General features: G+C 44.9%; 23 protein-coding genes and 1 other RNA gene. 3 read left to right on the forward strand and 21 right to left on the reverse strand.

Features of this window, described 5'->3' with window-relative positions:
- Positions 1-344: 344 nt before the first annotated feature.
- The 16 genes from JEQ21_RS07015 to JEQ21_RS07090 form a co-directional block, all read right to left on the reverse strand.
- Positions 345-2,204 carry a proline--tRNA ligase gene (locus tag JEQ21_RS07015; protein WP_199364682.1) on the reverse strand — a complete coding sequence of 620 codons (1,860 nt, stop codon included), beginning with the start codon at positions 2,202-2,204 and terminating at the stop codon, positions 345-347.
- A 10-nt stretch (positions 2,205-2,214) separates the two neighbouring features.
- The gene (rseP, locus tag JEQ21_RS07020) at positions 2,215-3,459 is read right to left on the reverse strand and encodes an RIP metalloprotease RseP (protein ID WP_199364683.1); all 1,245 of its coding nucleotides are present in this window, start codon (positions 3,457-3,459) and stop codon (positions 2,215-2,217) included.
- Entirely contained in the window at positions 3,456-4,595 is a 1,140-nt protein-coding gene (dxr, locus tag JEQ21_RS07025) for a 1-deoxy-D-xylulose-5-phosphate reductoisomerase (protein ID WP_199364684.1), read from the reverse strand. The genes rseP and dxr overlap by 4 nt, the downstream gene beginning before the upstream one ends.
- Before the next feature lies 1 nt (position 4,596).
- Positions 4,597-5,400 carry a phosphatidate cytidylyltransferase gene (locus JEQ21_RS07030; protein WP_199364685.1) on the reverse strand — a complete coding sequence of 268 codons (804 nt, stop codon included), beginning with the start codon at positions 5,398-5,400 and terminating at the stop codon, positions 4,597-4,599.
- Positions 5,401-6,147, reverse strand: a complete 747-nt coding sequence (locus JEQ21_RS07035) for an isoprenyl transferase (protein WP_199364694.1) — start codon at positions 6,145-6,147, stop codon at positions 5,401-5,403.
- 307 nt (positions 6,148-6,454) lie between these two features.
- Positions 6,455-7,756: a CHAP domain-containing protein gene (locus JEQ21_RS07040; RefSeq protein ID WP_233340798.1), complete on the reverse strand. Its 1,302-nt coding sequence runs from the start codon at positions 7,754-7,756 to the stop codon at positions 6,455-6,457.
- A 143-nt stretch (positions 7,757-7,899) separates the two neighbouring features.
- On the reverse strand, positions 7,900-8,232 hold the full coding sequence (yajC, locus tag JEQ21_RS07045) for a preprotein translocase subunit YajC (RefSeq protein ID WP_199364686.1): 333 nt from the start codon (positions 8,230-8,232) through the stop codon (positions 7,900-7,902).
- 115 nt (positions 8,233-8,347) lie between these two features.
- A complete protein-coding gene (gene tkt / locus JEQ21_RS07050) occupies positions 8,348-10,321 on the reverse strand; it encodes a transketolase (protein WP_199364687.1) in 1,974 nt (657 codons plus the stop codon).
- 99 nt (positions 10,322-10,420) lie between these two features.
- Positions 10,421-11,512, reverse strand: a complete 1,092-nt coding sequence (gene ulaG, locus JEQ21_RS07055; protein ID WP_196091659.1) for an L-ascorbate 6-phosphate lactonase — start codon at positions 11,510-11,512, stop codon at positions 10,421-10,423.
- A gap of 144 nt (positions 11,513-11,656) precedes the next feature.
- Positions 11,657-13,309 (reverse strand): BglG family transcription antiterminator, encoded by a 1,653-nt coding sequence (locus JEQ21_RS07060; RefSeq protein WP_196091658.1) that lies wholly within the window; start codon positions 13,307-13,309, stop codon positions 11,657-11,659.
- Positions 13,310-13,636: 327 nt separating this feature from the next.
- Positions 13,637-14,347, reverse strand: coding sequence for an L-ribulose-5-phosphate 4-epimerase (locus JEQ21_RS07065; protein WP_196091657.1), 711 nt, complete (start codon positions 14,345-14,347; stop codon positions 13,637-13,639).
- Complete coding sequence (locus tag JEQ21_RS07070) at positions 14,347-15,207, reverse strand: L-ribulose-5-phosphate 3-epimerase (protein ID WP_196091656.1); 861 nt, start codon at positions 15,205-15,207, stop codon at positions 14,347-14,349. Before JEQ21_RS07070 ends, JEQ21_RS07065 begins: the two co-directional genes overlap by 1 nt.
- Positions 15,208-15,210: 3 nt before the next feature.
- Positions 15,211-15,873, reverse strand: coding sequence for a 3-keto-L-gulonate-6-phosphate decarboxylase UlaD (locus JEQ21_RS07075; protein ID WP_196966834.1), 663 nt, complete (start codon positions 15,871-15,873; stop codon positions 15,211-15,213).
- Positions 15,874-15,919: 46 nt separating this feature from the next.
- On the reverse strand, positions 15,920-16,405 hold the full coding sequence (locus tag JEQ21_RS07080; RefSeq protein WP_196091654.1) for a PTS sugar transporter subunit IIA: 486 nt from the start codon (positions 16,403-16,405) through the stop codon (positions 15,920-15,922).
- Between the two features lie 66 nt (positions 16,406-16,471).
- On the reverse strand, positions 16,472-16,750 hold the full coding sequence (locus tag JEQ21_RS07085; RefSeq protein WP_160332611.1) for a PTS sugar transporter subunit IIB: 279 nt from the start codon (positions 16,748-16,750) through the stop codon (positions 16,472-16,474).
- Positions 16,751-16,770: 20 nt separating this feature from the next.
- Entirely contained in the window at positions 16,771-18,228 is a 1,458-nt protein-coding gene (locus JEQ21_RS07090) for a PTS ascorbate transporter subunit IIC (protein ID WP_196091653.1), read from the reverse strand.
- Between the two features lie 239 nt (positions 18,229-18,467).
- Between JEQ21_RS07090 and JEQ21_RS07095 the strand changes: the two genes are divergently transcribed.
- Positions 18,468-19,097, forward strand: a complete 630-nt coding sequence (locus JEQ21_RS07095) for a DUF4190 domain-containing protein (RefSeq protein ID WP_199364688.1) — start codon at positions 18,468-18,470, stop codon at positions 19,095-19,097.
- Between the two features lie 237 nt (positions 19,098-19,334).
- On the opposite strand, the gene ffs is transcribed toward JEQ21_RS07095, so the two are convergent.
- The 4 genes from ffs to JEQ21_RS07115 all read right to left on the reverse strand — a co-directional run bounded on the left by ffs (position 19,335) and on the right by JEQ21_RS07115 (position 22,336).
- An RNA gene (ffs, locus tag JEQ21_RS07100) (signal recognition particle sRNA small type) lies at positions 19,335-19,431 on the reverse strand.
- Positions 19,432-19,637: 206 nt separating this feature from the next.
- Entirely contained in the window at positions 19,638-20,516 is an 879-nt protein-coding gene (locus JEQ21_RS07105) for a hypothetical protein (RefSeq protein WP_199364689.1), read from the reverse strand.
- A gap of 51 nt (positions 20,517-20,567) precedes the next feature.
- The gene (gene tadA / locus JEQ21_RS07110) at positions 20,568-21,035 is read right to left on the reverse strand and encodes a tRNA adenosine(34) deaminase TadA (protein ID WP_199364690.1); all 468 of its coding nucleotides are present in this window, start codon (positions 21,033-21,035) and stop codon (positions 20,568-20,570) included.
- Positions 21,036-21,046: 11 nt separating this feature from the next.
- Entirely contained in the window at positions 21,047-22,336 is a 1,290-nt protein-coding gene (locus JEQ21_RS07115; RefSeq protein ID WP_196091649.1) for an adenylosuccinate synthase, read from the reverse strand.
- 462 nt (positions 22,337-22,798) lie between these two features.
- On the opposite strand from JEQ21_RS07115, the gene JEQ21_RS07120 reads away from it, so the two are divergent.
- Positions 22,799-23,650 carry a hypothetical protein gene (locus tag JEQ21_RS07120; protein WP_199364691.1) on the forward strand — a complete coding sequence of 284 codons (852 nt, stop codon included), beginning with the start codon at positions 22,799-22,801 and terminating at the stop codon, positions 23,648-23,650.
- Positions 23,647-24,912: a toxic anion resistance protein gene (locus JEQ21_RS07125; protein ID WP_199364692.1), complete on the forward strand. Its 1,266-nt coding sequence runs from the start codon at positions 23,647-23,649 to the stop codon at positions 24,910-24,912. The genes JEQ21_RS07120 and JEQ21_RS07125 overlap by 4 nt, the downstream gene beginning before the upstream one ends.
- 195 nt (positions 24,913-25,107) lie before the next feature.
- Here the strand turns inward: JEQ21_RS07125 and JEQ21_RS07130 are convergent.
- The coding region (locus tag JEQ21_RS07130) for an IS110 family transposase (RefSeq protein ID WP_199364693.1) at positions 25,108-26,111 on the reverse strand (1,004 nt) is incomplete at its 5' end.

The following is a 26,111-nucleotide window of genomic DNA, read 5'->3' on the forward strand; positions in this document are numbered from 1 at the left end:
GATTTAGCTTCGAATTTATTATTGACAGGTAGTATTCCTACTACCCACACATTGGTATTCGTCTTGTTCAGTTTTCAAAGGTCATGTCTCTCACGAGACAACTTAATCAGTTTATCAAAACCTCAATGACTTGTCAACACTTTTGTTTAACTTTTTTGAAGTTTTTTTGTTTTCGTTCGTTTGAGCCGAACTATTCTACTGATTGCGTCCCGTTTAAGGAACTCTCCCTTCAGGACTTTATTAGTATACAACATGATGTTGGTCTTTGCAAGGGGAAAGTTTCATTTTTTTCATTTTTTTAGTAAAAAACCCTAGCGACATGCGCTGGGGTTTTGGAAACTAGTTTATTGTTCTTCCTTAAGAAGAATATGAAGAGTTTCTAGCAAGTTGTCTTCATGGACTTCGATGCTAGATCCACTGGATTTGATTTTAACTTCAACAACACCGTCTGCTGCTTTTTTACCGACGGTGATACGGATTGGGAGTCCAATCAAATCACTATCACTGAATTTAACCCCAGCCCGTTCATTACGGTCATCAGTTAGGACTTCATAGCCTTCTGCCATGAGGGCTGCTTCTAGACGTGCGGTTAAATCAAGGCTATCTTGGTCTTTGACATTAACTGGGATAAGGTGGACGTCGAAAGGTGCAAGCTCTTTAGGGAAGTTAATACCCCATGAGAAACGGTAATCGCCTTTAGGAGTTTTATTCACAAAAAGACGCGCATGTTGTTCCATGATTGCAGAGAGCAAGCGGCTTACTCCGATACCATAAGATCCCATTACGATTGGGATGGCGCGACCGTTCTCATCCAAAACTTTGGCGTCCATAGATTCGGAGTAACGGGTTCCCAACTTAAAGATGTGGCCGATTTCGATTCCACGTGCAAATTGCAATTGGCCCATGCCATCAGGTGAGATTTCCCCTTCCTTGACTTCCCGAATATCGACATACTCTGCTTGGAAGTCCCGACCTGGGTTAACACCGGTCAAGTGGAAATCATCTTCGTTAGCGCCAACAACGGCGTTACGAACATCTTGTACCTTACGGTCAGCAATGATGCGCACTTCTTCTGGTAGCCCCACTGGTCCCAAAGATCCAAAGCCAGCACCAAGAAGGGCTTGGACATCCGCATCTGTCGCCGGGTCCATGAAATCAGCTTCCAAGTAGTTTTTCAATTTCACTTCATTGACTTGATCATTCCCAACAAGGAGCGCCGCTACCGGTTTACCATCTGCCATGTAAATCATCGTCTTGATGGTTTGCTCCTCTGGGACGTCTAGCAATGCTGCAACAGCATCAATGGTCTTGGTATCTGGTGTCGAAACCTTAACAACTTCTTCTTCTGCTACAACGACATTTTTCGGCTTGTATTCATTGGTTGCCATCTCAAGGTTAGCCGCATAACTAGATTCACTAGAGTAAACGATAGTGTCCTCACCAGAAATCACCCATTTTTCCAACTCCGTACGGATGTCGGCCAATACTTCTTCTGGAATTTCATCTAAGCTAGCAATAGATTTATCCAAGACCAACCACCGATCCAAGTCCGTCCGCTCTGGAGTGATCGCCATAAATTCTTGACTATCCTTACCACCCATAGCCCCACCATCACCAATGATGGCCTTATACTCCAAACCAGAACGGTCAAAAATCCGCTCATAGGCTTGGCGGTAGTCCTCATAAGTCACATCCAAACTATCATAATCCGCGTGGAAACTATAGCCGTCCTTCATGATAAATTCACGAGTCCGCAGAAGCCCATTGCGAGGACGTTTCTCGTCGCGGTATTTGGATTGAATTTGGTAAAGATTCATTGGCAATTGTTTGTAAGACTTAACGGAGTCCCGCACAACAACGGTCATGGTCTCTTCATGCGTTGGGCCTAGGATAAAATCTGACCCTTCCCGGTTTTTCAATTTATACAAGTCTTCACCGTAAGTATCGTAACGACCAGACTCACGCCAAAGATCTGCACTGAGAAGCGCGGGTGCGAGCATCTCCACCGCATCCATCTTGTCAAATTCTTCCCGCATAATTTGTTTTGCTTTTTCCAAAACGCGGTTAGCTAGCGGAAGATAGGTATAAATCCCCGCAGAAACTTGGCGAACGTACCCTGCCCGCAGCATCAAGGCGTGGCTAATAACTTGTGCATCACTTGGCATCTCCCGCAAAGTTGGGATTAGCATTTTACTCTGTTTCATTTACTCTCCTCTAAAAAAATGTTCGAATAATATCATTCCAGGTTACAGCAATCATCAGAAGAACCATGAGGCCCGCCCCTACCAAGGTCAGATAGGTTTCCGTCTCCCGTTTAACAGGCTTACGGCGGATGGCTTCAATGATATTCAACAGGATCTTCCCTCCGTCTAGGGCTGGGATCGGTAGTAAGTTAAAAATCCCGATGTTGATGGATAAGAATCCCAACAACTGAAGAACACTGACCCAACCATCGCGAGCCGCCATACTGGAAGCCTGATAGATGGCCACAGGACCACCCAGTCCATTCAGATTCGGATTAAAAATCAGATTGCGGATAGCAGTCACAATTTGTCCAGCTGCTGACGCTGCCATGGTGAAGCCTCCAGTTAGTTTCGCTGTCAGACTAGTATCCAGGGCAGGTAAGACACCAATACGGTAACTCCCATCAATCTCATCCAGCTGGACTTCCTGACTGTTATCGTTGACCTGAACCGATACCTTCCCATCCTTTGTTTTCTCGGTGGCTTTCTCAATAGCTGGAGAAATATCTGCATAATCTACAATAGTGGTGTCCCCGATTTTCTCCAAAGTCACCTGACCGCTGTATCCAGCCTTGGCCAATGCTCCAGATTCCACGACCCGGACCTGGTTGGTATTTGGATTTGGTGCCCCTCCTTGTAGAAAGAGTAGGAGACTAAAGGCAACCACACCCAAAATAAAATTATTCATGGGACCTGCGAAGTTTGTCATGAAACGGCCCCACAGACTAGCGTTTTGATACTGGACATCCAGAGGAGCAATGCGCACTTCCGTTCCATCTTTTTCAATAATGGTCGCATCGTGATCTACCGCATAGCTCTGCTCCTGATCCATCAAAAGTCCCTTAATCGTTAGCGTCTCTTCCAAGTCATATTCTAAAACCTGCAAGGGCACAGCTTGTGAATCCAGTTGCTTCTTGGACAGATTGAGGCGAGTGACCACCCCTTGGTCATTGAGACTTAGGGCAACCAGACTTCCCTTGGGAATCTCAACCCGGTCCTCCCCCCATCCAGCCATACGCACATAGCCCCCCAAGGGCAAGATGCGGATGGTATAGAGGGTTCCATCCTTACCTTGATGGCTAAAGATTTTCGGCCCCATACCAACAGCAAACTCTCGAACTAAGATTCCCGCTCTTTTGGCAAAAAGAAAATGGCCGTATTCATGAACGATAACGATAACTGCAAAAATAAATAAAAAACTTAGAATTCCCATCATAGAGGCAACCACCCCCTCACTTTCTTCCGTGTTAATCGGTCTATTTCAAAGATGCGATCCAAATCCAAAGACTGGACCTCCTGATGCTCGTCTACCGCCCGTTGAATGAGGCTTTCAATGTCCAAGTAGGTGATTTGCCCTTTCAAAAAGGCTGCAACAGCCACCTCATTGGCTGCATTGTAGACAGCTGGGAAAGAACCACCACGCCGACCCACTTCAAAGGCCAGGGCCAGCATAGGGAAGCGATCCATATCCATTTTTTCAAAATGCAGACTCCCAATTTCTGCAAGATCAAAGGGCTTGGGGTGGGAGATCGGCCGATGATAGGGATAGGTCAGAGCAAATTGAATCGGCTCTCGCATATCGCTGGGACCTAACTGAGCTAAAAAGGCTCCATCCTGCAGCTCCACCATGGAATGAAGGATACTCTCCCGGTGTTGGATGACTTCAATCTGGTCATAATCCCAACCAAAGAGATGGTGAGCCTCGATGACTTCCAAACCCTTGTTGACCATGGTACTTGAATCAATGGTAATTTTGGCACCCATGGTCCAGTTGGGGTGAGCCAAAGCCTCCTCGACGGTCACACCTTCTAAGTCGGCTCGACTCTTGTCGCGGAAACTCCCCCCGCTAGCTGTCAGAACTAGTTTTTTAACATCCTCCCGCTTCAAACCTTGCATGGTTTGAAAAATCGCGGAATGTTCTGAGTCCACAGGTAATAAAGTGATTCCTTTCTCTCTGGCGGCGGCCATCACAAAATCGCCAGCCATAACCAGGGTTTCTTTATTGGCCAGGGCAATTTCCTTTTCGGCCTGAATGGCCGCCATGGTGGCCGCAAGGCCAACACTGCCCATGACTGCGTTGACCATGACATCATACTCCCCTTCCGCTGCATAAGCATCGAGGGTCTTGTAATGGACCAGGTTGGGGTAATCTGTGAGCAGCGCTTCTGCCAGACCTACATCTTCTACAACAACCGCAGCCGGTTTAAATTCCTCCACAATCGAACGAGCCGCTTCCAGGTTGGTCGCAAAACTAAAGGCCTTAAGCTGGAACTGATCGGGATAAGACCTTAAAACATCAAGTGTCTGCTGGCCGATGGAGCCCGTCGCACCCATCACATAAATTCGTTTCATCTTAGAAGAACCCTGCTAAGTGCAAAAGTGGGAAGACGAAGAGGAGGCTATCAAAGCGGTCCAAGAGTCCTCCATGCCCTGGGATAAAGCGGCCGGAATCCTTGACGCCATAGTGACGCTTGATGGAACTTTCAACCAAGTCCCCAAACTGTCCTGCTACTGAAAAGAAGATGGATAATAACAGAACAAGGAAGAAACTCCGTCCGTTAAAGGTACCCGGACTCACGAGATAATAGATGGCGGTGACCACCATCGCCCCCGCAATTCCACCTAGACTCCCTTCAACGGTCTTATTAGGGGACACTTGCGGCAACAATTTCCGCTGGCCAAATCGCTTGCCCACGAAGTAAGCTAAACTATCAGTTGCCCACACGATAAAGAGTGCGTATAACACCTTATCCAAACCAGCCATCTGAGCCTCAACCAACATATGGAAGCCGTAACCTAAGTAAAAGGCCGAAGCTATTGGATAGACCGCATCGTCATAGCTATATTCTTCCACAAAGACCGTACTTCCCAAAATGCCTAAAGCTAAAACGGCAAAGAGCGAAATGTTTGAATCATTGGGTAAAAAAGAAAGGTAATTCTCTAAAGGCAAAGCCAAGACCAGCGCCGCAAGGGTTGCTAGAATTCCTTCTGGTGTATTAACAGCCAAACCCTTCATGGTGAAAAGTTCATAAACTCCCAACATCGCTAAGAGGCCAACGATAAATTGAAACGGGAGACCTCCGAACCACAAGAGAGCCAACAAGACCACGGCTGCTCCCACTCCAAACAGCAGGCGATTCTGTAATTCTTTTTCCATCTAAACTCCTCCAAAACGTCGATTGCGCCGATTGTATTCTTGAACTGCCTCTTCTAGAGACTGGGCATCAAAGTCCGGCCATAAGGTGTCTGTAAAGTAGAACTCACTGTAGGCTGACTGCCAAGGCATGAAATTACTGAGACGCATCTCTCCACTGGTACGGATGATCAACTCCGGATCACGCACTTCTTCTGGTAAGACACCTGTATACAGATGAGAAGTGATCACTTGGTCTGTAACCTGATCTGCTTCTAAAGTCCCAACTTGAACTTGCTTCACAATCTTTTGTACGGCCTTGGTTAATTCTGCTCGACCTCCATAGTTCAGTGCAAAGTTCAGAATCATCCCCTGGTTATCCGCTGTTAACTCTTCAGCCCTGCGCAAAGAGTCCAAGGTTGCGGCAGGGAGGCGGTCTACATCACCAATCATCTGGATTTTCACTCCTTGACGATGCAACTCCGGTACATACCGGTCGTAAAACTCAACAGGCAAATTCATAATGAACTTGACTTCTCTTTCAGGCCGAGACCAGTTTTCTGTAGAAAAGGCGTAAACCGTCAAGACCTGTACACCCATCCGACTAGCAGCCTTGGCAACTTCTTGGAGAGCTTCCATACCCGCTTTGTGGCCCAATACTCGTGGCTGCATCCGCTTCTTCGCCCAGCGACCATTTCCATCCATGATGATGCCAATGTGCTTGGGTACCTGTAAAGAAGATTCATCTTCCTTATTTTTGAATCCAAACATAATCTTTTCCATTCTTTCTATCCTCCCTCAATGCTGAACATTTCACACCTGGTATAGCAGTGCAAGCTTCTCCGAAAAGAAGCGAGAAGATTCGGTTCACTATCAAGTTTTCGGTACAAACCGGCAACCAGAGCTACGAATCACTTTTTGTATCAGTCTTTTTAGGAGAGTATGAATCAGTTCATTATACCACAAAAGCCCTAGGCATGGGAAATCACGCCGTTTTTTAGAACTGATCGTCATTCATTTTCTCTGTTTTTCAACACAAAAAAGAACGACAACCTAAGTTGCCGTCCTATCACGTGTTTTAGTTTGGATAGATGTAAGTAACAGTACCTTGTGCAGTTGTAGGGTCAAAGGTTCCACGGTAGTTTCCAATTTGTTGGATTCCGTTGTAGTTTGACTCGTAAACTTGGATAGCATTTTCAGATTCAACTGCTGTAACGTAGGCAACATGTCCGTAACCACCGTCATTCCAAGATGCAACGGCACCAACTTGAGGCGTTGTACCAGTACGGAAACCTGCTGCAGCTGCAGATGCAGCCCAGTCACCACCGTTACCCCAGTAATCGCCAACCCAAGGCGCCATCACTTTAACACCCCAAGTACATTGACCAACAGGGTAGCTTCCTGAAGTGTTGTAGTTGTAAGTCGGTGTGATTGATCCTGTTTGAACTTCTTGAGCCGCTTGTTGGGCTGCTGCTTGCTCTGCTGCTTGACGCTCAGCCTCAGCTTGTTGGGCTGCTGCTTGTTCAGCCGCTTGACGCTCAGCTTCTGCTTGAGCAGCTGCTGCTTGCTCTGCCGCTACACGTTCTGCTTCAGCTTGTTGGGCTGCTTGGTCAGCTGCTGGAGCTGGAGTTTCTTCAGCTTTTGGAGTTTCAGAAGCTGGAGCCTCAACCGCTGGTGCTTCAGGAGTCGCTGGGGTTTCTGAGACTGGGGCTTCCGCTGCTGGAGCTGCAGCTACAGGTGCAGGTGCATCAACTGCTGGAGATGCTGATTCGTTAGCCACAAGATTTGCCACAACTGGTGCTTCAACTGCTGGAGATGCTGCCGTTACAGGGGTTGCTGCTTCAACAAGTGGTGCCACAACCGGTGCTTCCGCTGCTGGGGTTTCAACTACAGGAGCTACTGGAGTCGCAACTGCTTCGAAGGCAAGTGGAGCAACTTCAGCAGCTGGAGCTGCTGCCTCAACCGCAACTGGTTGTGCATATACAGTAGCTTCACGTGGCCAAACTGCGTCTTGACGAACTTGCAAGCCAGTACGGAAATCGGAATCTTCAAGTGCATCAATCAACAATTGAGAGAACGCCGCGTTCTTTTCTGAAGGATTCTTTTCAGTTTCAACAACCGCTTCTTCTGCAAATTCTTCGAATGTATCTAAAACATTCCCATGAGTACCTGTTACACCGAAAACAGATGTAAGGTCATTCATTGTTGGAACAGTTGTTGTAGAAACTGCTTCAGCGATGATGTCACGTACTTGGTTGTTTTGTAAAGATACTTCTTGTGTTTCAGCTGTAACCGCTTGAGCTTCTAAAGCAGATGCTCCCGCTACAGATCCAAGAACTGCAACTCCGGTAACCAATTTTTTCTTAGTTGTAAATGCCATATGTAAATTTCTCCTTTAAGTTGTTCGCTGATTAACGAAACAAGTAGCGAACCTATCTAGCTTAACTAGCTAAAAAAAGTATAGCAAAAATCCGACCGCCTGTCCGTTACGAAAAGATTACAAAAGATTAATAAACCATGCCACTACTTGTCACTTGTTTCAATTGGATCTTCCAAAACCTCTTCTTCTACAACTTCTACAGCCGTTTCTTCCACTTTAGGTGCATTTACAACTGCTTTTAAAGCTGTTAATTCAAAGGTCAAGTAGACACCGTCTACATCTAGCACCATCTTGTTGGCTTCACGGTCAATCTCATCGATGACCCCATATAACCCACCGATGGTAACAATTTCTGTCCCTTTAGCCAGACTAGCCATCTGTTCTTGGCGTTTCGCTTGTTGTTTTTTTTGCTGACGTTGCATAAAAAACAACATTCCTCCAAAGATCAATAGCATCCAAACAAATTGTAAATTCATAGTTGTCTCCTTTATTTCTATTCACTCTACTATATCAAATCATACCCCTAGTGACAAGGAAGAGAGTGGTCGGTCACATACAAAAACCGGCCCAAAGGGCCGGCGCTTCAACTCATTAAAGGGCTGAGATTTTTGCTTTTACATTTTCAAGGCTAAAGCCATATTCGTCAAGAACTTTTCCTGCTGGGGCAGATGCTCCAAAGGTATCAATGGCTAGAACATCTCCGTCGAGTCCAACATATTTATACCAAGACAGGCTTGCTCCCATTTCAACCGCTAGGCGTTTGCGAATGGTATTTGGTAAAACTTCTTCTTTGTAGGCTGCATCTTGTTGATCAAAGACGTCAGCGGATGGCATGCTGACCACGCGCACTTTGACTCCCTCAGCTTCCAATTCTTTGGCAGCTTTCACAGCCAATTCGACTTCAGAACCAGTTGCAATGACAATGCGATCAAAGTCTGCAGCCGTTTCATAAACCACGTAAGCACCACGTGCCACCTTGTCAAAGTCTGTCCCTTCTTGAACTTCCAAGTTTTGACGAGTCAAGACAAGAGCAGTTGGGGTCGATTCACTGGTAAGCGCTTGGTACCAAGCTGCTTGGGTCTCACGCGCATCTGCTGGACGGAAGACATTGAGGTTCGGCATGGCCCGCAAACCAGCCAAGTGCTCAATTGGTTCATGAGTTGGTCCATCTTCACCAACCGCGATAGAATCGTGGGTGAAGACATAAGTCACTGGAAGACCCTGAAGAGCTGCCAAACGAATCGCTGCTTTGAGGTAGTCTGAGAAGACGAAGAAAGTTCCTCCGTAAACTCGAAGTCCACCATGTAAGCTCATACCGTTCAAGATCGTTCCCATAGCAAACTCACGAACACCAAATTGAATATTGCGGTTGAGACGATGAGCATCATCTTGCAAACCATCTGCTTTGATATAGGTCATATTGGAATGAGCCAAGTCTGCAGATCCTCCAAGGAAAGTTGGCAAGACTGCTGCTGCTGCATTCAGAGCATCTTGGCTGGAGTTCCGAGTAGCTTGAGAGAAGCCTGCTTCATGAACAGGGAAATCCTCTGGTTTGATGGTTACCGGATCACGACCTTCGATAATCGCAGTCACTTCATCTGCTAAGTCAGGATGAGCTGATTTATAAGCTTCTACTAAAGCTTCCCATTCAGCGTAGGCTGCTTGTCCACGGTCCACGACATTCTCTTTAAAGTCTGCATAAACTTCTGCGGGTACCTCAAAGGCCTCATAGTCCCAGCCCAGAGCTGCACGCGTTGCCGCTGTTTCTTCAGCCCCTAAAGGTGCCCCGTGAACGGCATTGGTTCCTTGTTTATTTGGAGAACCATGTCCGATGACAGTCTTCACTTCGATCAAGGATGGTTTACCAGACTCTTTTGCCCGCGCAACGGCTGCTTGGATAGCTGCCACATCTGTTCCATCTTCAACCAAATCCGTATGCCAACCATAGGCTTGGTAACGGGCTTTCACATCTTCTGTGAAGGAATCTTTTGTTTCTCCATCTAAGTTGATGTCATTGGAGTCATAAAGAACAATCAACTTGTCTAGTTTTTGCAAACCTGCATAAGAAGCCGCTTCTGCGGAAACACCTTCCATCAAATCCCCATCACCAGCAATGACATAAGTATAGTGGTCGAAGATTGGGAAACCCTCACGGTTGTATTTGGCCGCCAAGAAGCGCTCTGCTTGAGCAAAACCAGTAGCCATGGAAATCCCTTGTCCAAGCGGTCCAGTCGTAGCATCTACACCAGCTGTGTGCCCATACTCTGGGTGACCCGGAGTCTTCGAACCCCATTGACGGAAATTCTTAATTTCTTCCATGCTGACATCTTCAAATCCTGAGAGATGAAGCAGAGCATATAAGAGCATCGAACCATGCCCAGCTGAAAGAATGAAGCGATCACGATTGATCCAATTTGGTTGTGTCGGATTCAAACGCATCTCTTTTGTGAATAGTTCATAAGCCATTGGAGCTGCGCCCATCACCACCCCTGGGTGACCTGACTTCGACTTTTCGATCGCATCAATTCCTAAAAAACGAATAGCATTAACGGATAATGTTGACATGTGTGTCCTCCTCTAATCGAGATCCTAAAGCAATTTTTACCAAATCCATTATATGAAAATTATCCGCATCTCGCAATGGATACGGATAATTCCCAACTATTATAGAAGCGCCTTAAATTGAATGTTGGAGTCTTCTAAGAAGTAATCATCAAATCCACGTGGGTGGTGATACTCGATCTTATCTTTATCCAATGGATAAGTGTATTTGCCGCCTACTTCCCAAATGAATGGGTGGAACTTGTAATCTAGACGCTCTTTACGCATTTTCCAAAGCTGGAGAATTTCATCGGTCGATGCCATAAAGTTAGACCAGATATCGTAGTGAACCGGAATAATAACCTCAGCTCCAAGATTTTCCGCCATCCGAAGAAGGTCGATTGAAGTCATTTTATCTTGGATTCCGATTGGGTTGTCGCCATAGTTGTTGATGGCTACATCAATCTTGAAGTCACGTCCATGTTTGGCAAAATAGTTAGAGAAATGAGAATCCGCACCATGGTAGATGGTTCCACCAGGAGTCTCAAAGACATAGTTGACCGCTTTACGGGCCATCAATTCATCCGTCACCGGAAGGCCTGCTAAGCTACCGCCATTTTCTTCGTAACCGTCAATCGGCAAGGTCACCAAACAAGTACGGTCGAAAGACTCAACAGCGTGGACTTTAATATCTTTGAACTCAAAGCTATCTCCTGGAGCAATGCGGATAATCCGGTCTGCAGGAACACCCCATTTTTCCCAAATATCACCAGACTCAACTGGACCTACAAATTTAACATGATCCAATTTTGGATTATTGATGATTGCAGCTGCAGTGTTAATATCCATGTGATCACTGTGCACATGAGATACCATGTAATAATCCAATTCGTTGATTGCAAATGGATCAATCACCATTGGCTGAACACGCAAGTTTGGTTGCAATTTACGCACCCCTGCCATGTTGGCCATTTGGTGACCCCAGACCATATCTTTTACCTTCTTAGTCGATTTTCCACGAGAAGACCAAAGATCCATGACCACATTGGCACCACCAGGTGTTTTAATCCAAACACCACAGTTGCCCAACCACCACATCGCAAAGTTGCCTTCCGCAACCACTTCTTCTTCAATCTCTTCGTTCAACCATGTGCCCCACTCAGGGAATGTTGAAAGAATCCAAGACTCACGTGTAATGTCTTTTACATTCGCCATCGCTATATCCTCCGATTTCTTTTATACATCCAGTATAGCCCTAAAAACGGTTCCAAAAAAGCCCAAAAGGAACACAGAACTGTGTTCACTCTTGGACTGAATTTTTTTCACAAGGAGGATGTCCAGGGACATCCAATCAATTCATTAATTCTCAACCTTACTCAAATGCATCCGCTGACCGTAGAGTTTTTCAATGCGGTAACGGAGGGTTTTCCTGTCATCCGGGGAGGGTACGTAGGGTGTCAGCAGTTTTTCCAATTGCTGGCGGAGTTCTACTCCCGAAGAGAAACCTCCTGGTTCCTGGATGAATTGTTGGATGCGATGGATATCACGGGATTCCAGAATTGGGGAGACTTGCAGGGTTGGTGCATCAACTTCGAAGCCATCACTAGTGGTGATGACTAAATCAACCTCGATGAGATCTTCTACACTCCGGTATTGTTCGGTGGTAAAGACTGCATGAATCATTTCGTTTGGTAAATGGTACTGAATCTGTTTCAGTAACATCTTTTGAATCGCCACTCCTTCGTCAGATACCAGATAGATGTGGAGGATTTCCTGGCCCTTATCCAGAGGAGTTTTGAGGGAGCCTCCCATTTGAATACTGAGGTCAGCGATGTCATCCTCGGTTAAGTGAACATCCCAGGCATCTTCCAAAATTTTTGAAGTAACCCGACAGTAAGCGAAGAGATCCGGGTACTTGCATTTGATCTGCTCCAACAAGGGATTCTTGCTGAAAATGCCATAGCGTTTGCGGAACAACAAGGCTTTAAAGTGCATGGTCAGCTGGTTGAGGAGTTCTTCCGGTTTGCCGACGATATACTTAGATTGATTTTGAAAATACCAAATATAATGTTCCAAAGTCGTTCGCAAGTCTTCGAAGTCCTCACTGGTTGCATGTAAATCAGTATCCTTACGATAGGACAGCAGAAGGATGGTTAAAACCTCCAATTCAATACAGTCCAACTGAATATTCTTTTCTTCGGCCAAGCAGGACGCCAAGTGTTGAGCAGCCTTGTATTCTACCCGTTCACGGACCTGGGCAAAATCCGCTTGCAAAAGCTCTTTTTGATCCGTATCCAAGTTCATGTTGCGATAGGCTTGCAAGAGACAAGGAAGAATTTGTGTCAGAGATGTCAGCTCTTGGCGATTAATCCGCTTGCCGACAATTTTTTCCAAGTGCGTCCATTCCTGTCTAGCAATTTCCTCAAAGTCATTCAATAGGTCTACTAAGTTTAATTTTTCTTTTAAAATCGAAAGAAAAGGCGCAGCTCCATCCGAAAAAACACTATAGAGCAAATGGTAAATATATTGCACCTTGGCGAAAGGTTCAGCTCGCAGAACGTACCCTTGGGCTTTGGTAGTCATCAAGGTTAGTTGGAACTGATCCAACCGAAGAAGGCGGCGCATTTCACTAAGGTCGCTGAGAACGGTGTTACGAGACACTTCAATCAGCTGCTGCATCTTCTCAATGGTCACGCGCTCAGTGGAAATAGCAATGTAAAGGGTCAGGAGCTGAATCCGTTCCTGACTATTCAAAACATAAGAATAGGAATCAATACGATCCAGCAAATGTTGGCAAGCGTCCTTCTGCTCTTGATTTAAAAGTAAACCAATCCGTGAACGGGGAACCAAGGGAGTGGTGTGATCTGGCAAAGCCTCATTGATTTTATCTAGATGGTAGTAGATTTTTCGTCGAGACTGCCCCAGATGCTTGGCAATATCTGAAATCGTTTCCGGTGTTGTTAGATGCAACAGATGCTGTAAGAGGGCACTACTACTTTTATCGATGGCCATGGCTTCAATTTCCTCCAATTCCTTCACTGGTCACCAACCATAGAACCAGTCTCTAACAATATGATTCCCGTTCCAACCACCAAAGAAAGAACCACGATATTCATACAACTTTTATAGTCTTTTAGTTTGCTTTTAGTACAAGGCAGCGAGTTGCAGACAGTACTGAAATACGGCAAGACGAGCTAAAACAGTAATAAAAGATAAACTAACAGAGTATATAAAACTTATATGAAGTATTCTACCACTCTTGGAAAGGGATTTCAAAAAAATCGAACGGGATCAGGACCCTTGTCCCAATCCCGCTTTCATCTATTTCATGTAAATTTCTTAATGAGATTGGCCCTTCTGACCATAGTAGGCATTGGGACCATGTTTGCGAAGATAGTGTTTGTCCATCAAGAACTGAGGTGCTTCCTCAACTTTAGGATTTATCGTCTCCGTAAAGCGCGCCATTTTCGCAACTTCTTCTAGAACGACACTATGATAAACCGCTTCCTCAGGCGATTTGCCCCAAGTGAACGGACCATGATTGCGGACCACAATCCCCGGAACCGCCATTGGATCCAATTCACGCTCCCGGAAGGTCTCAATAATAACCGTTCCAGTTTCCATTTCATAGGCCCGATTGATTTCATCCTCTGTGAGCGAACGCGCTGCTGGAATTGGCCCATAGAAGTAATCGGCATGAGTTGTTCCATAAAAAGGAATGTCACGGCCAGCCTGGGCCCAGCCAACAGCTTCTGTCGAGTGTGTATGAACCACCCCACCGATTGCTGGGAAGGCCTTATAGAGTTCAACGTGGGTGGCTAGGTCAGAAGAAGGGTTTAAATCACCTTCGACAACCTTACCATCCAAATCAGTGACCACCATGTTTTCGGGTGACAACAAATCATAGTCGACACCACTTGGCTTGATCACAATCAACCCTGCCTCACGGTCAATCGCCGAAACGTTTCCCCAGGTAAATTTAACCAAACCATGCTTAGGCAGGGCAATATTCGCCTCATACACCCGTTGTCGTAATTCTGGTAATAACATTAAAGACCTGCTTTCTCAATTAATGGGTATAGGAAGGCTTGAGCTTCTTGAATCGCAGCCCTAGTCTCCTCTACTGTCTCACAATTTTCGGACCACATTTCAATCAGGAATGGACCTTGGTAATTGGTATCTTTTAGAACACGGAAGACTTCCTCCCAGTCCACACAACCTTGACCAAAAGGAACATCACGGAATTGCCCCTTACTTGTCTCTGTTACTGGATAGGTGTCCTTCAAATGAAGCGCAGCAATCGAGTTATGTCCCAAGAGGAACTCTGAATACAGGTCATTGTGCCAAGCTGATACATTCCCTGTGTCTGGATAAACAAAGAGGTAGGGTGAATTGATTTCCTTTTCAATCGCCAAGTACTTCTCAATACTGTTAATAAATGGATCATCCATAATCTCAATGGCCAACATCACTTGAGCTTGTTCGGCCCAAGTACAAGCCTGGCGAAGGTTTTTCAAGAAACGTCTCCGAGTTTCTGGCGATTTTTCTTCGTAATAAACGTCATAGCCTGCTAGCTGAATGACCCGAACACCTAAATCTTGAGCTAACTCGATACAAGCCTGCATGGTTTCCAAGGACTTCGCCTCCAGTACAGGATCATTAGACCCCAAAGGGTAACGACGGTGACCTGAGAAGCAGATGGTCGGAATCCGAATCCCAGTTTCATAAATGGCCTTAACCACTTCCAAACGCTCTTCCTTGCTCCAGTCTAAGCGAGCTAGGCGGTCATCCGATTCGTCCACAGACATTTCCACAAAGTTAAAACCAAGTTCCTTGGCAAATTCCAAACGTTCCTTCCAAGTAAAGTGCTTAGGTGTTGCTTTTTCATAAATACCGATTGGACGTGTCATAACTTACCCCCAAATCCGACGAATTTCATCCTTAAATTCACGCGCCGCTTGAGCAGGATTCGCAGCCTCTGTAATTCCACGACCAGCGATGAAGGTGTAGACATCAATTCCTTCAAAAAGTTTCAAGGTATCGACATCCAAGCCACCTGTCACAGAAACTCGGAAGCCCATGTCGATCAATTTCTTAACCTTGGTCAAATCCTTCTCACCCCAAGTTTCCCCAGCAAGAAGGGCATCACGAGATTGGTGATAAATTGCTTGAGAAATGCCTGCATCAAGCCAAAGTTGTGCCTGCTCATAGGTCCAATCACCATACAGTTCAATTTGGATTTCACCCTTGTCCCCACGAACCTCTTTGATCGCTTTCAAAGCGGCTTCCATCGTTGGAATCGTTGCGCTACAGATACAAGTCATCCAGTCCGCACCGCGTTTGGCATTGTTGGCTGCCACAGTTCCTCCAGCATCCGCACATTTTGTATCCGCAACAATAACTTTATCAGGGAATAAATTACGCAGCACTTCTACCAATTCACTTCCAACCTGCAACAAACAGACCGTTCCAGCTTCAATAATATCGACTTCATGACCAACAGAAACAGCGGCTTTAATAGCTCCTTGCAAGTCTGAGTGGTCCAAGGCAACTTGTAAATTTGGAATTTGTGTCATTTCTCTCTCCTTTTGTTCCTTCAATTCAACAGTGACATTTGGTCTCTTAGCTATTCAAGTCCAGACCTTCCAGATAAGGACTATTTTTAGATTCGTCAATCATCGCTAGAACATCTTCTGGGCTTTGGCAGTTGCTCAAACGTTCAATGGAATTTTCCAATTCAAAGAGGGCAATGATTTGTGGGATTGCCACGCTGGTATGGATTTCAGAACTTGTTGCAGCCAAGGCCAAGAGCACTTGCACTTCTTTGCCATCTGAGAAAGTAACGGGCTCTGTCAAGGTAATCAACGAGAAGGAATCCCGATTAACACCAGCTTCTGGACGCGCGTGCGGCATAGCCATCCCTGGCATCAAAATATAGTAGGGACCATATTCTTCTGTGGATTCAATAATGGCATGGTAATATTCTTCCTTAACCGCCCCACTCTCAATCAACGGATCAATCGAAAGACGAACAGCTTCTTGCCAAGTATTGGCACTCAAACCGAGGCGAATGGAATTGTTTTCTGTCAAAGCTTGTGTTAGGTTCATGCTGGTACCTCCTACTATAAAAGAGGGAGCAGGAGAATTCTCCGTGCTCCCTTTGTGTAACTGTGATTAAAGAACTTGTGACAATTTTTCTTTAATTTCTGCGTCATCCATCAGGTTATCCAAGCCGATAATGTGGCCATTCGTACGTCCTTCCAACTCATTTACCAAGTGGATAGAAGCAATAACAATGTCATAACCAGATGCCAACCCTTTTGCCTCACCAACACTACAAGAGTTCACAGTGAAGTCTGATTGACCAAGACCACGAAGGGCATTTTCAACCTTCATTTTAATAACCATGCTGGATCCCATACCGTTTCCGCAAGCTGTTAATACTTTAACCATAATGATTCTCCTTTATTTTTTTAATCTTCTGAAGGAATTTGACCTGCATAATACGCTTCTTTATCTTTCGCTTTCGCAAATTGCAATTGAGGAATGATCAAGAAGAAGAGGCAGACCAAGGCAAAACCGATAATACCGAGATATTTGAACATGTAAGCGAATGGTACCCATGGAATATCAAAGTCGATATTTCCGTGGTATCCACCATATGACGCCAATCCGAGAAGGGAAACCGCAATCGCTCCAACCGCAACCTGGATAATACCAGAGATGAAGGAAAGAGTGAGGGCTGCCTTCCAACCACCACGCTTGTCTGCATAAACTGCAATGGCTGCGTTGTCGAAGAAGACCGGTACAAAACCTGTGATAATCAAGACTGGGTTCTTGAAGACAATCAAGAGGACAATGGTTACCAATTGGCCAAGGAGACCAAAGGCAAATCCTGAAAGCACTGCATTTGGAGATCCAAATCCATAAGAAGCTGCAACGTCGACCGCTGGGAAGGAACCTGGCAATAGTTTGCTTGAGATACCTTGGAAGGCATTGGTCAACTCCGATACGAACATCCGTACACCCTGCATCAAAATGAAGAGGTAAACAGAAAAGGTAAAGGCAGTCTGAATAATGTACATGAAGAAGGATTGCTTCTCAGCTACATAGACAGTACCAGAAGTGATGACTTCCGCATTGGACATGATTTCTGGACCCAAGACTGCAAGAATAGCGCCAAAGAAGACCAACATCAACGTCGCAGAGGCTACTACGGTATCGTGGAAAATAGAGAGGAATTTAGGCAACTTCAAGTTGTCCAAGTTCTCTTCTTTCTTCCCGAAGAAAGGAGCTACCTTATCCACAAACCAAATCGCAAATTGTTGTTGGTGACCGATGGCAAATCCTCCACCGCCAGTCAAACGTTGAGTGGCTTCAACCGTCATATTTGAGCTAACTGCCCAATAGAGACCACAAATCACACCGATAGCCAAGACACCCCAGCTGTTGCGCAATTGCGGAACCAAGAGTAGAACAATCAAGGAAATGGTAGCCGCTTGTTGCACCATGATGTGCCCTGTGATGAACAAAGTCCGCACCTTGGTAATCTTCCGAAGAGCTACCAAGAGGATATTAACTCCGAACCCAATCAAGAGCGCTGTTGTTGCTGCTCCGACAAAGTCCGGGAAGTCTTCCGCAATTTTTGTATTGGCTGCGGTCAAACCAAAGTAAGGATCAATAACCGCCGCACCAATCTGGAACTTATAGTTCAAAGCTGCCAAGATAGGACGGAAGGTTGTAACCAGACCACCAGCGCCGACGTTCAAAATCATGTAGCCGACCGTGGCCTTAACGAAACCTGCAAAAACCTCATGGCCTGGTTTCTTCAAAAGGGCATATCCTACTAAAACGAGGAGACCTACGAAGAAGGCCGGATTTTGCAGAATGTTCTGCGAGAACCAATTGAGAATATTAATAATGATATTCATCTTACGACTCCTTTCCTAATTGTTCTGCCGTAATTAAAGTATACGCTTACATTTTCAATCAAAAAAGACCAAGAGTTACACAGACAAGTGTTCACTCTTGGATTGAAAAGCAATGAGCACTCCCCCCCTCACAGGAGATAGGCCATTTTTTAGGAAACATTCTTTTGGTAAAAATGAAAACTTTGCTATACTAAACTTAGGTTTTACACAAAACGAAAAAGACTATTTAGGAGAACATTATGGATCAGAAACCCGAATCCCATGTTTTAGGGATTATTGCACTAACCCTAGCGGTCCTCGCCTTACTGGGCTCATGGGTTCCTTTTTTAAATTACATTTCTTGTATCCTCGCCCTTATTGCTCTGGTTCTTGGAATCATTGAACTGTATAACAACTGGAAAAACAAGAAGGCTTTGGGCATCGTAAGTACTGCCTTAGCGGTGTCAGCCATCGGTATTTTTTTGATGACACAATCGGTTTATGAGGCAATCGTAAAAGAAATCTACACAAACTATGAGACTTATCTAGAAGATGACGAGGCTTATACAGAATCCGAATTCACATGGACCCAAAAAGATTATGATGACCTTGTTCTCGGAGATGGTGCTACGGGAGCTGGTGGAACCAATCTAAAAGATGTCATCTCTCGCTTTGGCGAACCAACTTCAACCAGTGACGGCACCGCCGAAACTGACACCCAAAGATTCCAAACAAAAACGGCTTACTACGAGAGCAGCCTATACGATGATTACCGATCCGTAACCTTGACCTTTGTCAAACAAGAAAACGGGGACTGGCTCTTGGTCTTTAAATCTGCAACCGACCTAGACACTCATCCGGAAGAAGCTGAACAAGAAACTGTGACCTGATATCACAAGAAAAAAAAGAGGTTGGAAACTTGATTCCAACCTCTTTTTTCAATTTTTGGCTATGCTATTGGAAATCTTAGTATGTTTGAAATGCAATGAGTCTAAAAGAGTATTATAGTCTTTTAGTTTACTTTTAGTACAAGGCAGCGAGTCGTAGGCAGTACTGAAGTACGGCAAGACGAGCTAACACAGTAATAAAAGATAAACTAAAAGACTATACAAGATGACCAATCTTTTCAAGACACACAAAAAGAGCACACAATCTACATCGCTTAGGGCTGCTGGATTCCTCCCCTGACCCGCTTCACGCAAGACTGTTGCTCCACTAAGTATTATACCACAATTTTGCTTTTTGTCGACTATTTTTCTTCCTTTAGTCTTAAATCTATTTTTCTTCCTTTAGTCTTAAATCTATCATTCGAAAGTGATAATGTCTTAAATCCCCTGGGCTAACGACGATAATAGATGGTTTCTTCCATCTCCGCCTGCGGCGCTGCGTATTGCGGCATCAGATAAATCCGATCTTGGCTTTCATCAGACTCATACGATTGAGCTGGTGTGTTCAGAGCTTGGCCGGCTGGAACAAAGACAAATACCGGTGGACTGTGCTTCTAGGACACTCCAAGCCACATTTCCACTGACTTCTCTATATCTAGTGGCGGTATAGGTACGGTTTTCCATAAGAATCTTGCTTCTAGATATTTCAAATTGATTACCAGTTCGACTCATCCAGCTTCCTTGGATACTGGAGAAGTCCCCAGCTGCAATGGCTTCCTTATCACCAGATGATTTTTGACTTGTGGTGGAACTCTCTGGACTCGCTTTGGTATCTGTTAGCTGCACCCAATTGAGGTTTTCAAGAGGGACCTCATTCTCCAGACGAAACATTTCTAGGGCCTGGTCTTGTCCATTCTGGAATTCTTTCTCCTCGACGAATTGTGCTGTTCCCCCCTTAGCAGAAAGCTGATAGTGTTGAACCTTTCCCTTGCTGCCATTCAAACGATAGGCAAGGATCTGACCACCCTCAAAGACTTGAATACTTTCTGCCGACTCTGGCAGGAGGGAGGTCGGCTGACCATTATTGAGATAATAGAGATCTATTACCCGAACCGATCCATCCCCGTGTTTCGAGCCAAGCAAGAGTTCAGGCTGACCATTTTGGTCAATATCCACCATTGCATAGGACAGAGACTGATTAGAACCAAAGCCTGACAAGACATCCCATGTATCTTTCATTTCCTCCAACATCGGTTGATAGGCTTGCTGGGCAGCTTCTCCTGAGTCAGCCTGACTAGACGAATTGGAACTAGCCACCTTTTCGATGAGTTCCTGCCCCTTTTCACGCACAGTTGTTTCAAGGCTACAGGCAGTCAGGAGACTGGTTGCCAGGAGTACGCCCACCAGAAATTTCTTTTTCATAAAACGCCTTTCATTCAGAAATAAGACTGGAGAAAGTTCCAGCCTTATTTTTCATTTTTTCCTTCTTTCGCGGAAAAAGCGCTGCATAATCCCTGCACACTCTTCTTCCAAAATCCCGACCTCAACCTCTACTCGATGATTGAGGCGGCTATCTTCGAGAATGTTATAGAGACTACCAGCAGCTCCGAATTTAGGATTGGTTGCCCCATAAACAACTTGCGGAATCCGAGCCAAGCCAATGGCACCGCTGCACATAACGCAAGGCTCGATAGTCACAAATAGCGTTGTATCCAAAAGGCGCCAATGCCCCTCATGGGCATTGGCAGCTTCAATCGCCATGATTTCTGCATGAAGAACGGCACGGTTCAAGGTCTCACGTGCATTGTGGCCACGTCCGATAATCTGACCGTCCTTAACTAGGACACAGCCGATGGGAATTTCTTCCAAGGCCAATGCCTTTTCTGCTTCCAGCAGAGCTTCACGCATGAAGGCTTCTTTTTCTTCCAGACTATAGTCCATCGAGGTTGCTCCTATTGACTCCAAACACTTTCCAAGATGTTGGTTTGTTCCCGACCTGGGCCAACAGAGAAGGTTGAAATCCGAACTCCCACCAATTCTGAAATCCGACGAACATAGTTACGAGCATTTTCGGGCAATTCTTCCAAGCTGCGAACACCTGTGATGTCTTCAGACCAACCTGGCATTTCTTCATAGATTGGACGGCAACGTTTGAGCTGTTCCAAGCTAGCTGGGTAGTAATCAATCCGCTCACCATCAAGGTCATAGGCCACACAAATTTTTACAGTGTCCAAGCCACTGAGGACATCGATGGAATTAAGAGAAAGGTTTGTGATCCCTGAAACACGACGGGAATGACGCATCACAACTGAGTCAAACCAACCAACACGACGTGGACGGCCTGTGGTTGTTCCGTATTCATGACCGACCTCACGAATGCGATCACCGACTTCATCAAACAATTCTGTTGGGAATGGACCATCTCCAACCCGTGATGTATAGGCCTTGCAGACACCTACAACCTTATCAATCTTGCTTGGACCAACCCCTGATCCGATGGTAACCCCACCAGCGACTGGGTTGGAAGAGGTTACAAATGGGTAGGTTCCTTGGTCAATATCCAACATAACACCTTGTGCACCTTCAAAGAGAACCCGTTTCCCTTGATCTAAGGCGTCATTCAAGATAACAGAAGTATCTGTAACATACTTCTTAATTTCTTGTCCGTAGGCATAGTATTCTTCAAAGATTTCCTCGAAATCTAGGGCCTCAGCGCCATATAACTTTTCAAAAATTCGATTTTTCTCAGCAAGGTTGATTTGCAGGCGTTCCTTGAAAATATCCCGATCTAGGAGGTCTGCAATCCGGATTCCCACCCGTGCTGCTTTGTCCATATAAGCAGGACCAATTCCTTTAATCGTAGTCCCGATTTTATTTTCGCCTTTGGCATCTTCTTGCAGTTGATCCAAACAGATGTGGTAAGGCAAGATCACATGTGCCCGATCGGAGATACGAAGGTTATCGGTTGAAACTCCTTCTTCTGCCAGGTACTGCAATTCTTTCACCAAGGACTTGGGATTAACCACCATCCCATTTCCAATCACAGAAATCTTCTCAGGGAAGAAAATTCCGGACGGGATTAAATGCAATTTGTATTTCTTTCCATCAATCACAATGGTGTGCCCAGCATTGTCACCACCTTGATAGCGGGCGATTACTTCCGCATTAGCAGATAAAAAGTCCGTAATCTTCCCTTTTCCTTCGTCACCCCATTGGGTTCCCACAACAACAACTGAAGTCATTTCTCGTCTCCTGCTCTTTTTCGAGAGGTTGGAACAAAAAGTCTCAACCTTCCTATCTTAACTAGTAAAATCACTTTGACGCAGTGGTTGATTGGTGTTTTCGTTCGCTTTTCAAGCTCCGAAACCTACCTAATCAACTGTGCGGAGGTGGGACTACGAACGATTTTTACAATTAAAATCGTTCTGTCCCACTCTCTTGAGTCCGTATACTTGTGTCCACTTCTATTCCTTGTTCGCTTTTTGGACTATAAATCCGATTTAAACATGGTTTCACAAGCATATCCACGAACAAAACTCTGTACGGAACACACTCTAAGAAGTTTTTACGTCCTATTATACCTAATTTTCGGAATTTTTTCAATTTTTATGCAGTCCTCTCAGACTTCCGTCGGAAGTTCCACCCATTTCCCCCACAAATCCCCTTTTTTTGCTAGAATATTCTTAGGAAGATAGAGGTTATATATGAACAGAAGAAAATCCTTTTTTCACAGTCGTTTTTATAATTCCAGTGCGATCACCATCCTACTCATCTTACTATTTCTTTTCTCGGCCATGATAGATCCACTAGAAATTTTAATGCTGCCAAGTCTCCTCTTTATCGCTGCCCACCGTATTCATGTTTCTTCTAATAAAAAATTAAGAATAGAGTACCTGCGTCAGGATATCCAGAAGGTGGACCTCGATTTAAAACAGCTAGACTTTTTTCGAGACAAGGGCGATATCCAGGCCTACCAGGAATTGGCTGGTCCAACCTTGGAACGGTTGGAAACAATCCAAGCTGAGGCCATTGACCTACGCAAAAAACTCGGCCTCAAGCGCTACAATACCATTAGTAAAACCGCTACTAAAAACCAACAAAAAGTCAACTACCAACTCCAAGAATACAAACAACTGGACTATCAGGAACAACTTCGCCTCAAGGAGGCTTATGTGGAACCTATAGACGATAACCAATGGGAAGGTCCAATTCCTGAAGAAATTCGAGAAACCTATCTCAACATCCAAAAGGATCATCAGGAAATTATACGCAAAATCGAAAACTCCACTGGTGGCAACCAGCAAGAATTGATGGCTGTCCACCAAAGCCAGATGAAGAACTTCCAAGAAATCCTCAATGGTTACCTCAAGATTTACCAAGATCCAAAAGATTACTATCAGGCCCAACAACGCCTCAAGAAGGCACAAGTGGCTATGGAACAGTTCGACCTACTCTTGGACGAAACCCTTAAACAATTAAACGAAACCGACATGCGGGACTTCGAAATCAGCCTCCGCATTTTAAGCCCTGAAAACGAAACAGGAGAACATAAATGAGCGAATCCTTCAACTTTGACATTGACAACATTGCGAACAAGGCCCTCAAACAGGACAAGACCAGTGAAATTATCCTAGCCAGTGATCCTGGAAATCCCAACACACCCAGCCTGCAGTTTTTTGATAAACTCACTCCCCAGCAACAATCTGCTATCCAGAACCGTACTCCACAACTGGTAGACCAATTCTTGGAAGATAAAAATTCCCTTTTGGATTTCGGACAAGAGGCTGTGGAAAACGTCAACATCACGGTCAATAAAATCCTTAGTGAGCAGAAAAAGCTGGAAATCCTACAAGTAGACGATATTCTCAGCCAGACAAACCGCGAATTAAACGGCTTCGTCGCGAAGTATAAAGATGCTAAACCAGCCGATCTCGAAGAGAAACCAAATTTCTTGCAAAAACTCTTCCGTCAGGGCAAGAACAACCTGCAAGAATTCTACTTCGACTCCCAAAGCATCGAGAAAAAAATGGATGGGATGGCCGCAGCTGTTGTTAACCAAGAAGAAGTCTTGGCCCGCAACATTGTCTCAGCTGAGATGCTAATTGAGGAAAACACCAATTCTATCGAAAATCTAGTCGGAGTCATCGCCTTTATCGAATCCAGCCAAAAAGAAGCTGGCGATCGCGCTTTCCAACTCCAACAGGAAGTGGCTAGCCTTGACCCTGCTAGCATCGATTACCAAGTCAAATCCGATCAGTTGGCTCACCTAACAGAAGTGGTCAATATGCTCGAAATCCAACACACGGAATACATTAGCCGCCTATACGTAGCCTGGGCAACCACCCCACAAATGCGGAACTTGGTCAAGGTCTCTACGGACATGCGGCAAAAATTAGGGATGCTCCGTCGCAATACCATCCCTACTATGAAACTATCGATTGCTCAACTCGGAATTCTCCAACAATCCGTCCGCTCTGGTATGACCGCCGATGCCATTACCAATGCCAATAATGCGGCCCTAGAGTTACTAGCAGAAACCAGCAAGGAAGCCATCCCAGCCTTGGAACGGACCGCTCAAAATCCAACCATGAGTGTCCAGGCTGTGACAAAGCTGGCCGAAAGTTTAGTCGTACAAAATCAACAAATTATCCAAGCCATCGAAGACGGCAGACAAAAACGGGCTCAACTGGAACAAACCATCATTGAATCAGCCAACAGTATCAATGACTCTGTCAAACTTCGCGACAAAACCATTATTCAAAGCCTCCTTAATCAGGGTGTTTCGGCTCAAAAAGAAGTCGAACAACAAGCTGAATAAGGCTGAGCGAAGACTTCTTGCAGACAGTGGAACTTCAATTTCCAGATAAAAACTCGTCCTTCCTCTAAATTTATACTCGAAACACTTCGAAATCTGAAACGAATTGTATAGTCTTTTATTTGAAAATAACACAGTAAAAAAGCGCAAAAAAACACTATCTGTGTTATACTTAAGGTGAACATATTTAAAAATGTCTTAAGGGTGTTGCCGCATCCCTAATGCTTTTACTGCTTCATAAGTTTGATGTGTTTTCAAAAGTTTGTAGACAATTCTTAGTATCTTATGAGCACAAGCGATAACAGCCTTCATCTTACTTCCTCTTTGGGAAACTCTATTGTATAAAGATGAGAAAGCTGGATCTTTGGAGTGTCCTGCTATCATACCCGAGATCGTTAAGGCATGTTTTAAGTATTTATTTCCTTGCGTTATTCGCGAGGATTTTTTAATACCAGCACTTTCATGGGAACCTGGACATGGACCAGCCCATGAGGCTAGGTGTCCATCTGTTGGAAATGCATCTACATCAGGACCAATTTCCGCTAAAATAACAGCTGCTACATTTTCACTTATCCCAGGTACAGTCATTAATAATTGATATTCTTCGGGGAAGTGTTTATTTATATAGGATTTAATATGCTGATCCAAATCCTCAATGAGACTCTGTATCATGCGATATTGTATTAGACTTTGTGACATGAGAAAACAGTCCTCGCTAGAGAGTTTTCCATTCATGGCTTCAACCAAGTCTATAGCTTGAGCTTTGACACGGCCGTGCATACAAGCTCTAACACTCTCTTCATCAATGACTTCTCCGTTTATGAATAATTCCAGTAAAGCCTGACCGGTTTTTGAAAATATGTCAGAAAGGAAGCTTGTTAATTTAATATTGGATCTCTGAAGAAGATTATGAATCTCATTTTTAATCTGAGTAAGGCTCTCTTTATAGGAGCGATATCTTCGTGTTAGTAGGCGAAGCTCCATAACTTCAGGTGTGGGTAAATAGGATGATTCAATTAAACCACAGCGGCCCAGTTGTGCTAACCATTCGGCATCTTTCATATCTGTTTTCCGGCCCGGAACATTTTTGACTCGTTGTGGATGTGCCAAGGAGAATTCCAAACTAGATTCAGAAAAAATATTAAAGACAGGAATCCAGTATTGTCCAGTACTTTCCAAAAAGACATGCGTTACTCCGTGAT

It is taken from the genome of Streptococcus sp. 121 (assembly GCF_016458205.1).
GTDB lineage: Bacteria > Bacillota > Bacilli > Lactobacillales > Streptococcaceae > Streptococcus.

Excerpts from the sequence above, each read along its gene's own strand:
- JEQ21_RS07105 (WP_199364689.1), bottom strand. The coding sequence starts at position 20,516 with ATGAAAAAGAAATTTCTGGTGGGCGTACTCCTGGCAACCAGTCTCCTG.
- JEQ21_RS07015 (WP_199364682.1), bottom strand. The coding sequence starts at position 2,204 with ATGAAACAGAGTAAAATGCTAATCCCAACTTTGCGGGAGATGCCAAGT.
- JEQ21_RS07070 (WP_196091656.1), bottom strand. The coding sequence starts at position 15,207 with ATGACACGTCCAATCGGTATTTATGAAAAAGCAACACCTAAGCACTTT.
- JEQ21_RS07080 (WP_196091654.1), bottom strand. The coding sequence starts at position 16,405 with ATGAACCTAACACAAGCTTTGACAGAAAACAATTCCATTCGCCTCGGT.
- JEQ21_RS07060 (WP_196091658.1), bottom strand. The coding sequence starts at position 13,309 with ATGGCCATCGATAAAAGTAGTAGTGCCCTCTTACAGCATCTGTTGCAT.
- tadA (WP_199364690.1), bottom strand. The coding sequence starts at position 21,035 with ATGGACTATAGTCTGGAAGAAAAAGAAGCCTTCATGCGTGAAGCTCTG.
- yajC (WP_199364686.1), bottom strand. The coding sequence starts at position 8,232 with ATGAATTTACAATTTGTTTGGATGCTATTGATCTTTGGAGGAATGTTG.
- JEQ21_RS07095 (WP_199364688.1), top strand. The coding sequence starts at position 18,468 with ATGGATCAGAAACCCGAATCCCATGTTTTAGGGATTATTGCACTAACC.
- JEQ21_RS07125 (WP_199364692.1), top strand. The coding sequence starts at position 23,647 with ATGAGCGAATCCTTCAACTTTGACATTGACAACATTGCGAACAAGGCC.
- rseP (WP_199364683.1), bottom strand. The coding sequence starts at position 3,459 with ATGATGGGAATTCTAAGTTTTTTATTTATTTTTGCAGTTATCGTTATC.
- JEQ21_RS07085 (WP_160332611.1), bottom strand. The coding sequence starts at position 16,750 with ATGGTTAAAGTATTAACAGCTTGCGGAAACGGTATGGGATCCAGCATG.
- ulaG (WP_196091659.1), bottom strand. The coding sequence starts at position 11,512 with ATGGCGAATGTAAAAGACATTACACGTGAGTCTTGGATTCTTTCAACA.
- JEQ21_RS07120 (WP_199364691.1), top strand. The coding sequence starts at position 22,799 with ATGAACAGAAGAAAATCCTTTTTTCACAGTCGTTTTTATAATTCCAGT.
- JEQ21_RS07115 (WP_196091649.1), bottom strand. The coding sequence starts at position 22,336 with ATGACTTCAGTTGTTGTTGTGGGAACCCAATGGGGTGACGAAGGAAAA.
- JEQ21_RS07040 (WP_233340798.1), bottom strand. The coding sequence starts at position 7,756 with ATGGCATTTACAACTAAGAAAAAATTGGTTACCGGAGTTGCAGTTCTT.
- dxr (WP_199364684.1), bottom strand. The coding sequence starts at position 4,595 with ATGAAACGAATTTATGTGATGGGTGCGACGGGCTCCATCGGCCAGCAG.
- JEQ21_RS07035 (WP_199364694.1), bottom strand. The coding sequence starts at position 6,147 with ATGTTTGGATTCAAAAATAAGGAAGATGAATCTTCTTTACAGGTACCC.
- JEQ21_RS07030 (WP_199364685.1), bottom strand. The coding sequence starts at position 5,400 with ATGGAAAAAGAATTACAGAATCGCCTGCTGTTTGGAGTGGGAGCAGCC.
- JEQ21_RS07065 (WP_196091657.1), bottom strand. The coding sequence starts at position 14,347 with ATGTTATTACCAGAATTACGACAACGGGTGTATGAGGCGAATATTGCC.
- JEQ21_RS07090 (WP_196091653.1), bottom strand. The coding sequence starts at position 18,228 with ATGAATATCATTATTAATATTCTCAATTGGTTCTCGCAGAACATTCTG.
- JEQ21_RS07075 (WP_196966834.1), bottom strand. The coding sequence starts at position 15,873 with ATGACACAAATTCCAAATTTACAAGTTGCCTTGGACCACTCAGACTTG.
- tkt (WP_199364687.1), bottom strand. The coding sequence starts at position 10,321 with ATGTCAACATTATCCGTTAATGCTATTCGTTTTTTAGGAATTGATGCG.